We start from the raw sequence: 9,033 nt of genomic DNA, 5'->3' as shown, positions 1-9,033 counted from the left end.
GGGCGCGCCCTCCCTTTCGTACGTCCGTGGGTCAGCCCAGGCGCCGGGCGAGGCCTCCCGTGCACCGGACCTCGTCGCCGGCCGTGATGAGCAGCGCCTCGATGTCGGGGAGCGACTCCAGCCAGTCGAGACCCGCCCGCGAGCCCATCGCGAAGGCCGCGGTCGCCCAGGCGTCCACCCAGGTCAGACGGGGGCCCACCACGGTCACGGCCACCAGGTCGGTGACGGCCGGCTTCCCGGTGCGCGGGTCGACGATATGGGCGCCGCGTTCGGCGGTGCCGGAGGTCGCCACGGCCAGCTCGTCGGCACCGGCCGCGGAGATCACCGCGGCGAGCGAGCCCGGACGCAGCGGGTCGGACACGCCCACCCGCCAGGGGCGGTGCGGTCCGGGGACGCCCCGCAGCTGGACGTCACCGCCGCCGTTGACGCTCACTCCGCTCACCCCGGCCGCGGCGAGGTGCCGGGCCGCGCGTTCCGCCGCCCAGCCCTTGACGATCCCCGTGGGGTCGATCCGGCCCTCGTAACGGGTGCTGAACCAGCCGTCGCTGGCGCGCTCGGCCTCGGCGCCGAGGGCGAGGACCTCGGCGACCTCCGGGTCGCACTCCTCGACGGTGAGTTCTCCGCGGGCCAGCCGCGAGATCTGGCTGTCCTCGCGGTAGGTGCTGAACACCTCGTCCACGCGGTGGAGTCCGGCGATCGCCTCCTCCAACGCCGTGCGAACGGCGGCGGGTTCACCGCCGCGCACGTCGAAGGAGAAGACCGTGCCCATCACCTCCTCGGCGTGGCGCAGTTCCTGGGGCGCGTCCTGCGCGGGCTCAGACACCGGCCTTGTCCAGGGCCGACTGGAGGGACTCCTTGTAGCCCTCGCTGGTGTAGGTCGCGCCGGAGACGCTGTCGATGTGGGCGCTGCCCGCCGCGACCGCCTCCCCGTTGAGCTTGGGCACCGCGAGGGCGGTCTTCTGGTCGCTGAGCCCGCCCTTGGGCGCCTGGACCGCCTCGGCCTTGGTGATCTTCTTGCCGGAGAGCGTGAGCCGGACCTGGACCGGGCCGTACTGCGTGTCGGACACGGTCCCGGTGACGACGCGGGCCTGTGCGGCCGGGGCCGTCGAGGCCTTGCCCGCGGATCCGGTGGAACCCGCCGAGCCGGAGGACCCCGCGGTGGAGCCCGAGGCCCCGCCCGCCGTCTTCGCCTTGTCCAGGGCCGACTGGAGGGACTTCTTGTAGCCGCCGCTGGTGTAGGTCGCGCCCGAGACGGAGTCGATGTCGGCGCTCTGCGCCGCGACGGCCTCCTGGTTGAGCTTGGGCACCGAGAGCGCGGTCTTCTGGTCGCTGGTCCCGCCCTTGGGCGCCTGGACCGCGTCCGCCTTGGTGATCTTGCCGCCGCTCATCGTCAGCCGCACCTGGACCGGCCCGTACTCGGTCCGCACCACGTCACCGAGGACGGTGGCGGCACCCGCCTGCTGGGCGGTGCCGCCCTGGGGCGCTCCCTGGGCGGCCGCCGACTGCTGGGACGCCGCACCGGCCTGCGCCGACGCGGCGGCCGGGTCGGTGGCCGGCTTGAGCGCCAGGAGCAGCACGATCCCGGACACGGTGGCGGCGCTCGCCAGCACGAAGCGCCGGATGGGGTGATTCTTCTTCATCGTTCCTGACTCCCGTCGCTCACATCTCGAACGACTCGTGATGGATGCGGCGGGCGGGGACCCCCGCGCCGCGCAGTGCCGCGTACACCTCCTGGGCGAAGCCGGGCGGCCCGCACATGAAGACGTCGTGACGGTCTATGTCGGGCAGCTTGCGGCGCAGGGAGTCCGCCGAGATGTCCGGCCGCTCGCCCTCGGGGCTGTTGACCGCGTACATCAGCCGCGCCCCGCGCTCCTTGGAGATGGCGGCGAGCTCGTCCCACAGGGCCAGGTCCTGGGTGGTGTTGGCCCGGTAGAGCAGGGTGAGGTCCCCGGAGGCGCCGGGGAGGGTCTCGAACAGCGCCCGCATCGGGGTGATGCCGACACCGCCCGCCACCAGGAGCACCTTGCCGCGGCTGCGCTTGCCGGCGGTCAGCGCGCCGTAGGGGCCCTCGGCCCAGACCCGGGTGCCGGGCTCCAGGTCACGCAGGGCGGCGCTGTGGTCGCCGATCGCCTTCACGGTGATGCGCAGCATGTTGGGGCGCGGAGCCGCCGACAGCGAGTACGGGTGGGAGCTGAACCGCATCCCCGGCGCCAGGAAGCGCCAGCGGAAGAACTGTCCGGCCTCGGCGCCCATCCGGTGCAGCTTGCGCCCGCTGATCAGCACCGACACGATGCCGGGCGTCTCCTCGATGACCGCCTGGACCCGCATCCGGTGCTTCAGGTTCAGCCGGACCGGAGAAAGGATTCGGTACCAGATGACCAGCGCGGTCACCGAACCGTAGAGCCCGTACCAGACGGTCTTGGCGACGGGCTCCACCGCGAAGTCGTTGCCGGTGGACAGCTGGTGCCAGAACGTCAGGAACACCGCGGCGTACGTGAGCAGGTGCACGTGGTACCAGGTGTCGTACGGGATCAGCCGGCGCAGCCAGCCGACGGAGATGAACCCGATGAGCACGAGCAGACCCGTGCCGATCGCGGCCTTGCCCATGTCGGGCAGCTGGTTCACCGAGTCGATGGTCTGCTGCACGATCCCGCCGAGTCCCTTGCCGGACTGGAGGGCGTAGCCCCACATCGTCAGGAAGAGATGGGCGAGGACCATGCAGATGGTGTAGCGGCCGGTCATCGCGTGCCAGCGCGCCACCCGGTCGGATCCCACCCGGCGTTCGAGGGCGGGGACGCGGGCCATCTGCAGCACCACGAGCGCCATCAGATAGCCGGCGAGCAGCCCGGTGATACGGCCGGCGTTGAGGATCCTGCCGTTGTTGTCCGCGATGGACGGGGTGTTGTTCCACCACAGCCACAGGACGGCGGCGGCGCCGGCCCATACGGCGATCAGCAGCGGGACGGCGGGCGAGCGGCGAGGGCGGATTCGGCGCATGGTCTGGCGCCGCGCGGCGCGACCACCGGCGATCGTGGACACGGTTCCTCCGTGTTCGTCCTGGAGAGACGGGGTGAGGGGAGTGGCCCCCTGGCCCAGAGATACGGTCCACGACGCCCGTGCGTTCAGAGCCCGGCCGAGTCGAGTGCCGACTGGAGCGACTGCTTGTATCCGTCGCTGGTGTACGTGGCTCCGGACACCGAGTCGATCTGGGCACTCTGCGCGGCCAGTGTCTCGCGCCTGAGCTGGGGAATCGCGTAACTGTTGATCTCCTGGTCCCGGGGATTCCCCGAAGGATAGGCGACCGCCGCGGACTCGGTGATCCGGCCCTCCTTCAGCGTGATCCGCACCTGGACCGGACCCCAACGGGTCTGCACCGTATCGCCGGTGACGGTCCGTGTCCCCGTGCTCTTCGAACCCCCGGACGTCCCGGAGGAGTTCCCGGACGAGCCGCCGGGGGAGGCGGACGAGGACGAGGAGGGGGAACGCCCCGCGGACGAGGAGGCGTCGGCGGTCGTGGGCGCCGTGTGCGGCTTCAGCGACAGCAGCAGGACGAAACCGGTGACCGTGGCGGCGGCCGCCAGGGTCACCCGGCGCAGCGGACGGTTCTTCTTCAGGGCGTGCACGGAGGCCTCACAGCTCGAACGACTCGTGGTGGATACGGCGGTCGGGGACACCCGCCGCGCTCAGCGCCCCGTACAGGTCCCGCGCCATCTCCGGGGGCCCGCACAGGTAGACGTCGTGCTCGGCTATGTCCGGCACGGTCGCGCGCAGCGACTCGGCGGTGAACCGCGGGCGGCTGCCGTCGGCTCCGTTGAGGGCGTACAGGACGCGGGCCCCGCGCCATCGCGCGATGTCCTCCAGCTCGCCGCCCAGCGCCAGGTCCTCGGCCGTGCGCGCCCGGTAGAGCAGCGTGACCCGGCCGGGCAGGGTCTCGAACAGGGCGCGCAGCGGGGTGATGCCGACCCCGCCCGCGATGAGCAGGGCCTTCGAGGTGCTGCTGCGGTCCGCGGTCAGCGAGCCGTAGGGGCCCTCCGCCCACACCCGGGTGCCGGGCCGCAGCATGCCCACGGCCGCGCTGTGGTCGCCGAGCGCCTTCACCGTGATCCGCATCAGGTCCGGCCGGGGTGGCGCGGACAGCGAGTACGGCGTCGAGGTCCACCGCATCCCGTCCGTGAGGAACCGCCAGCGGAAGAACTGGCCCGACCGCGCGTCCAGTTCGTCCAGCCGCTCCCCGCGCACGACGACGGAGTAGACGCCGGGGGACTCCCGGTACACGGAGTCCACGCGCAGCCGGTGGCGCCGGTTGAGCCGCACCGGGGCGAGCAGCCGGAACCAGACGACGAGCGCGGCCGTACCGAGGTACAGGGCGTACCAGGCCGCCTGCGCCGCCGTGTCGCCGACGAAGTCGGAGCCGAGGGCGAGCTGGTGGAAGAAGGCGAGGAACACCGCCACGTACGTCAGCAGGTGCACGTAGTACCAGAACTCGTGGCTGATCCGGCGGCGGGCCAGGCGTGCCGAGGTGATCCCGACGGCGAAGAGGATGACCGTGCCGGTCGTCGCCTTGAGCATGTCCGGGTAGTGGAACACCACGCTCAGCGTCTCGTGGACCACGCCCGTGCCGTCCTGGGCGGCGTAGCCGAAGAGGATCAGGGTGACGTGCGCGAGAAGCAGGCAGATCGTGTAGCGGCCGGCCATCGCGTGCCAGCGGGCCACCCGGTCGGATCCGACGCGCCGCTCCAGGAGCGGGACCCTGGCCATGAGGGCCACCAGGACGGCGCAGCTGTAGCCGCACAGCAGCCCGGCGATCCGTCCGGCGTCCGTCAGCCAGCCGGCCAGGCCCACCACCGACCGCGTGTCCGTCCACCACAGGGCGAGGACCCCGGCCGCTCCGGCCCACATCAGGGCGAGGAGCGGCCCCGCGGGCGAGGGCCGGGGCCGTCGGCGCCCCCGTGTCGTGCGCGGGTCCGCCCGCTCGTACACCGTCGTCATGAGTCCGTCCTTCTTCCTGCCGTCCGGGAGGAAACTCTGCTGGGTGAACCTCTGAGGGGGCTCTGAACGAGCCCGTTCCGGGGGGACTCACAGCAAACTGAGAGCGACGGGGGAGAAGGGGAGGGACGGGATTCTCCGGGGAGAGGGGACTCAGAGGAAACTCAGAGGCACCCTGGCGGGGACCGGCCCCCGCCAGGAGCGATGCTGGAAGACGACATGAACACTGCCTCCCCGGACCCCGAGACCCCGCCCGCCCGTCCCCCGCGCACGGGCGACGCCCCGGACCCCGTCACCACCGCTTCCGAGCCCGGCGCGCCGGAGCCCGGTGGTTCCGGTGCCGGGCAGCCGCGTGCCGCCGCCCCGGTGTCCGGGTCCGGCGACGTCCCCGGCGGCGCCGGCGGGCGGCCGCGCGGTGCCGTGAGGCCGCCCACGCTCACCCGGCCCGACGGCACCCCCGTCCGCGTCCTCGTCGTCGACGACGACCCGGACCTCGCCGAGGTACTCTCCGGCGCGCTGCGCTACGAGGGCTGGGAGGTCCGCACCGCCTGCGACGGCGCCTCGGCCGCCGCGGGGGCACGCGAGCTGCTGCCCGACGCCGTCGTCCTGGACGTGATGCTCCCCGACACCGACGGCTTCACCGTGCTGCGCGACCTGCACACCGTGCTGCCCGGCGTCTGCGTCCTGTTCCTCACCGCCCGGGACGCCGTCGAGGACCGCATCGCCGGCATCACGGCGGGCGGCGACGACTACGTCACCAAGCCGTTCAGCCTGGAGGAGGTCGTCGCCCGGCTGCGCGGACTGCTCCGCCGCGCCGGCATGGCCCGCCGCGTCGACGAGGGCCCCCGGCTCGTCGTCGGCGACCTGGCGATGGACGAGGAGGCCCGCGAGGTGACCAGGGGCGGCGACCTGATCGAGCTGTCGCCGACCGAGTTCGAGCTGCTGCGCTTCCTGATGCGCAATCCGCGCCGGGTGCTCAGCAAGGCGCAGATCCTGGACCGCGTCTGGTCCTACGACTTCGGCGGCCAGGCCCATGTCGTCGAGCTCTACATCTCCTATCTGCGCAAGAAGGTCGACGCGGGCCGGGACCCGATGATCCACACGGTCCGCGGCGCCGGGTACGTCATCAAACCCGTGGCGGGCCGGTGAAGCCGGGCGAGCGGGAGCCGGCCGGGACGAAGAGCCGGTGGCGGCGGCCCTCGGCGGCCCTGCGGGCCCTGCCGCGCCCCCGCACGATGCGCGCCCGGCTCACCGCCGGACTCCTGGTGCTCCTGGCCGTCAGCTGCGCCGCCGTCGGCGTGGCCGCCGTCTACGAACTGGACGGCTTCCTGACCGGCCGCCTCGACCAGCAGCTCCAGGAGGCGGGGCCCCGCTTCCCGGCGAGCCTGGAGCACAACGCGACGAAGCCGTCCGACCACGACGGCGACGAACACGGCGACACCCGGCGCCAGGGCACCGGCACGCTCGGAGCGCGCCTGGTCGGCGGCGAGGTCACCAACGCCGCCGTCGTCCCGCCGGGCTCCGGCACGGCCGTACGGAACGTGGAGCCGACCGCCCACGACGAGAACGTCCTGGCCGCGGTCCCGGCGGACGGCCACGCCCGCACCGTCTGCCTCTCGGCGCTCGGCGACTACCGCGTCCTGGCGACGCCCGGCAAGGACGGGGACGTCCTGATCACCGGACTGCCGACCGAACCGGTCGACGCGGCCGTCCACCGGCTGGAACTCGTCGCCTCCCTGGTCTTCGGCGTGGCCCTCGTGGCCGCCGGGGTCGCCGGCGCGCTGTGGGTGCGCTGGTCGCTGCGGCCGCTGAACCGGGTCGCCGCGACCGCCACCCGGGTCAGTGAGCTTCCGCTCGCCAGCGGCGAGGTCGCCCTGCCCCCACGGGCGCCGGAGTCGGACCCGCGCAGCGAGGTGGGCCGGGTCGCCGCGGCCTTCAACCGCATGCTCGGCCATGTCGAGGACGCGCTCACCAAGCGGCACGCGAGCGAGGAGCGCCTGCGCACCTTCGCCGCCGACGCCAGCCACGAGCTGCGCACCCCGGTGGCCTCCGTCCGCGGACATGCCGAGCTCGCGCTGCTGCACCCCGGCCCGGTTCCCCCGCAGGTGACCCGGGCGCTGCAACGGATCGCCGCCGAGTCGGCGCGCATGGGCGAGATGGTCGACGACCTGCTCCTGCTGGCCCGCCTCGACGCCGGCCGCCCGCTCGAACGCCTTCCCGTCGACCTCACCCACCTCGTCCTCGACGCCGTCACCGACGCGCGTGCGGCGGGCCCCGGTCACCGCTGGGTCCTGGAACTGGCGGAGGAGCCGGTGACCGTCGTGGGCGACGCCCACCGGCTCCAGCAGGTGTCGGCCAATCTGCTGGCCAACGCGCGGGTCCACACGCCGGTGGGCACCCGGGTGACGGTGTCCCTTGAGCACGCGGGGAAGGAGGCCGTGCTCAAGGTCAGTGACGACGGACCCGGGGTCCCCGAGGACGTCAGGCCCGGCGTCTTCGAGCGCTTCACCCGGGCGGACCGGCGCCGGGCAGACGGCTCCGGCAGCGGAGCGGGGCTCGGCCTGTCGATCGTGGCGGCCGTGGTCGAGGCGCACGACGGCACGGTCACCCTGGAGAGCGGCCCGGGTTCGACCACGTTCACGGTCAGACTCCCCGCGGCCTGACCGAGGGTCCCGCCCGTCGGTACCCGGGGACCAACCGTCAACACCGAGGGACTCACCCGTCAGCGCCGAGTGGCCACCCCTCAGTACCGGGTGACCGCCGTCTCCCCGCCCCTCGTGCCGATGGCGATGTGCGGGGAGCGCGCCGGATCGGCCCAGGCGAGGATCCGCCGCATCGCGTCCTCGGGCACGGAGACACAGCCGGCCGTGGGTCCGCTCCCGTCGACGTGCAGGAAGATCCCGGCGCCGCGCCCGCGCACCGGCCGCTCGTAGTTGAATCCGACGACGAGCGCGTACGCGTACTGCCGGTCGTAAGTCACCAGGTGCTCCGACTCCGTGGCACGGCAGTCGGCCGGGCGCGGTTCGGTCCAGCGGTTGTACGAGGCGGAGGCGTTGTCCTGGCACCACCAGGAGTTCTCGGTCACCCGCCGGTACGGCATCGCGGTCCCGTCCGGCGCCGCCCGGGTCCCGAACGCGAACGGCAGCCCGTACAGCCCCGTGGGTGTCGTGTTCGTGCCCTGGCGCCGGGCCCCGCCCTCGACGAGTCCGCGCGCCCCGAACCGCGCCGGCGCGGAACCTGCCCGCGCCCAGTGTCCGCCCCGCAGGTCCCACCAGGTGAGGGTCCCCGAGGTCGCGTCCCCGCGCGGTGCCTCGGCGATGACGAGCTGGGAGCCGCCGCCGGTGTCGGCCAGCCGCGAGGGGAGCACGGCGACGGGCGGCGGCCCGCTCGGGGCCAGGGCGAACAGGGACGCGGACGCGAGGACGGCGGCTCCGAGGCGCATGGCTCAGACCGTACTGGGGGGCAACGGCAGCGGCAGCCCGGGAAGTCCGTCCAGGCTGGTCGCGATGTGCTCCTTCTTGGTGAAGTACGCGCTCAGCGAGGCGTCGTCCTCGCGCGCGAACCGCTTGCCGTGCAGGTCGCGGTCCTCCTCGTAGGACATGAAGGGCACCGCGTAGCCGCAGCTGTCACGGACGAGCTCGGCGGTCACCACGATGATCGCGCGCAGCCCGTGCAGGGCCGGGTCGATGCCGTCGAAGTGGGTGAGGAGTTCCTTGAACCGCGGGTCGTCGCGGAAGACGGGCTCGCCGCGGCCGTGCACCCGGACGATGTTGGGCGGCCCCTGGAAGGCACACCACATCAGGGTGATCCGGCCGTTCTCGCGCAGATGGGCGATCGTCTCCGCGGTGCTCCCGGCGAAGTCCAGATAGGCCACGGTCAGTTCGTCGAGGACGGCGAACGAGCCGGTGAGCCCTTTGGGTGAGAGATTGACCGTGCCGTCCCCGGAGAGCGGTGCGGTCGCGGTGAAGAAGAGGGGCTGCGCCTCGATGAAACTGCGGAGGCGGCCGTCGATGCGCTCATAGGTCTTTCCCATGTCTAACGATTATC

The 9,033-nt window shown here is 73.1% G+C and carries 9 protein-coding genes; 2 read left to right on the top strand and 7 right to left on the bottom strand.

All coding sequences use genetic code 11. The features are described from left to right. Positions 1-31: 31 nt before the first annotated feature. The 5 genes from ACFWI4_RS35785 to ACFWI4_RS35765 all read right to left on the bottom strand — a co-directional run bounded on the left by ACFWI4_RS35785 (position 32) and on the right by ACFWI4_RS35765 (position 4,989). Positions 32-769 carry an FAD:protein FMN transferase gene (locus ACFWI4_RS35785; RefSeq protein ID WP_387205118.1) on the bottom strand — a complete coding sequence of 246 codons (738 nt, stop codon included), beginning with the start codon at positions 767-769 and terminating at the stop codon, positions 32-34. A gap of 46 nt (positions 770-815) precedes the next feature. Beyond that, positions 816-1,640: an FMN-binding protein gene (locus tag ACFWI4_RS35780; RefSeq protein WP_387205110.1), complete on the bottom strand. Its 825-nt coding sequence runs from the start codon at positions 1,638-1,640 to the stop codon at positions 816-818. A 19-nt stretch (positions 1,641-1,659) separates the two neighbouring features. Beyond that, complete coding sequence (locus ACFWI4_RS35775; RefSeq protein ID WP_385404749.1) at positions 1,660-2,997, bottom strand: ferric reductase-like transmembrane domain-containing protein; 1,338 nt, start codon at positions 2,995-2,997, stop codon at positions 1,660-1,662. Between the two features lie 125 nt (positions 2,998-3,122). After that, entirely contained in the window at positions 3,123-3,623 is a 501-nt protein-coding gene (locus tag ACFWI4_RS35770; RefSeq protein ID WP_387205108.1) for an FMN-binding protein, read from the bottom strand. 7 nt (positions 3,624-3,630) lie between these two features. Further along, positions 3,631-4,989 (bottom strand): ferric reductase-like transmembrane domain-containing protein, encoded by a 1,359-nt coding sequence (locus ACFWI4_RS35765; RefSeq protein WP_387205105.1) that lies wholly within the window; start codon positions 4,987-4,989, stop codon positions 3,631-3,633. A gap of 216 nt (positions 4,990-5,205) precedes the next feature. Between ACFWI4_RS35765 and ACFWI4_RS35760 the strand changes: the two genes are divergently transcribed. Both ACFWI4_RS35760 and ACFWI4_RS35755 read left to right on the top strand, forming a co-directional pair. After that, positions 5,206-6,135, top strand: a complete 930-nt coding sequence (locus ACFWI4_RS35760) for a response regulator transcription factor (protein ID WP_387205102.1) — start codon at positions 5,206-5,208, stop codon at positions 6,133-6,135. A gap of 86 nt (positions 6,136-6,221) precedes the next feature. Then, positions 6,222-7,649: a sensor histidine kinase gene (locus ACFWI4_RS35755; RefSeq protein ID WP_387205115.1), complete on the top strand. Its 1,428-nt coding sequence runs from the start codon at positions 6,222-6,224 to the stop codon at positions 7,647-7,649. 80 nt (positions 7,650-7,729) lie between these two features. Here the strand turns inward: ACFWI4_RS35755 and ACFWI4_RS35750 are convergent, their stop codons facing one another. Together ACFWI4_RS35750 and ACFWI4_RS35745 are read right to left on the bottom strand one after the other, a co-directional pair. Next, positions 7,730-8,428, bottom strand: a complete 699-nt coding sequence (locus ACFWI4_RS35750) for a L,D-transpeptidase (protein ID WP_387205099.1) — start codon at positions 8,426-8,428, stop codon at positions 7,730-7,732. Positions 8,429-8,431: 3 nt separating this feature from the next. Further along, positions 8,432-9,019 carry a pyridoxamine 5'-phosphate oxidase family protein gene (locus tag ACFWI4_RS35745; RefSeq protein ID WP_387205096.1) on the bottom strand — a complete coding sequence of 196 codons (588 nt, stop codon included), beginning with the start codon at positions 9,017-9,019 and terminating at the stop codon, positions 8,432-8,434. Between the last annotated feature and the right edge of the window lie 14 nt (positions 9,020-9,033).

Source organism: Streptomyces sp. NPDC127038 (genome assembly GCF_042725875.1).
In the GTDB taxonomy this organism is placed as follows: Bacteria; Actinomycetota; Actinomycetes; order Streptomycetales; family Streptomycetaceae; genus Streptomyces.
This window is presented reverse-complemented; position numbering and strand designations above follow the sequence as displayed.

What these genes read in the sequence shown, in the direction of transcription:
- ACFWI4_RS35785 (WP_387205118.1), bottom strand. Translation starts at nt 769, where the DNA reads ATGGGCACGGTCTTCTCCTTCGACGTGCGCGGCGGTGAACCCGCCGCC.
- ACFWI4_RS35780 (WP_387205110.1), bottom strand. Translation starts at nt 1,640, where the DNA reads ATGAAGAAGAATCACCCCATCCGGCGCTTCGTGCTGGCGAGCGCCGCC.
- ACFWI4_RS35775 (WP_385404749.1), bottom strand. Translation starts at nt 2,997, where the DNA reads ATGCGCCGAATCCGCCCTCGCCGCTCGCCCGCCGTCCCGCTGCTGATC.
- ACFWI4_RS35765 (WP_387205105.1), bottom strand. Translation starts at nt 4,989, where the DNA reads ATGACGACGGTGTACGAGCGGGCGGACCCGCGCACGACACGGGGGCGC.
- ACFWI4_RS35760 (WP_387205102.1), top strand. Translation starts at nt 5,206, where the DNA reads ATGAACACTGCCTCCCCGGACCCCGAGACCCCGCCCGCCCGTCCCCCG.
- ACFWI4_RS35755 (WP_387205115.1), top strand. Translation starts at nt 6,222, where the DNA reads ATGCGCGCCCGGCTCACCGCCGGACTCCTGGTGCTCCTGGCCGTCAGC.
- ACFWI4_RS35750 (WP_387205099.1), bottom strand. Translation starts at nt 8,428, where the DNA reads ATGCGCCTCGGAGCCGCCGTCCTCGCGTCCGCGTCCCTGTTCGCCCTG.
- ACFWI4_RS35745 (WP_387205096.1), bottom strand. Translation starts at nt 9,019, where the DNA reads ATGGGAAAGACCTATGAGCGCATCGACGGCCGCCTCCGCAGTTTCATC.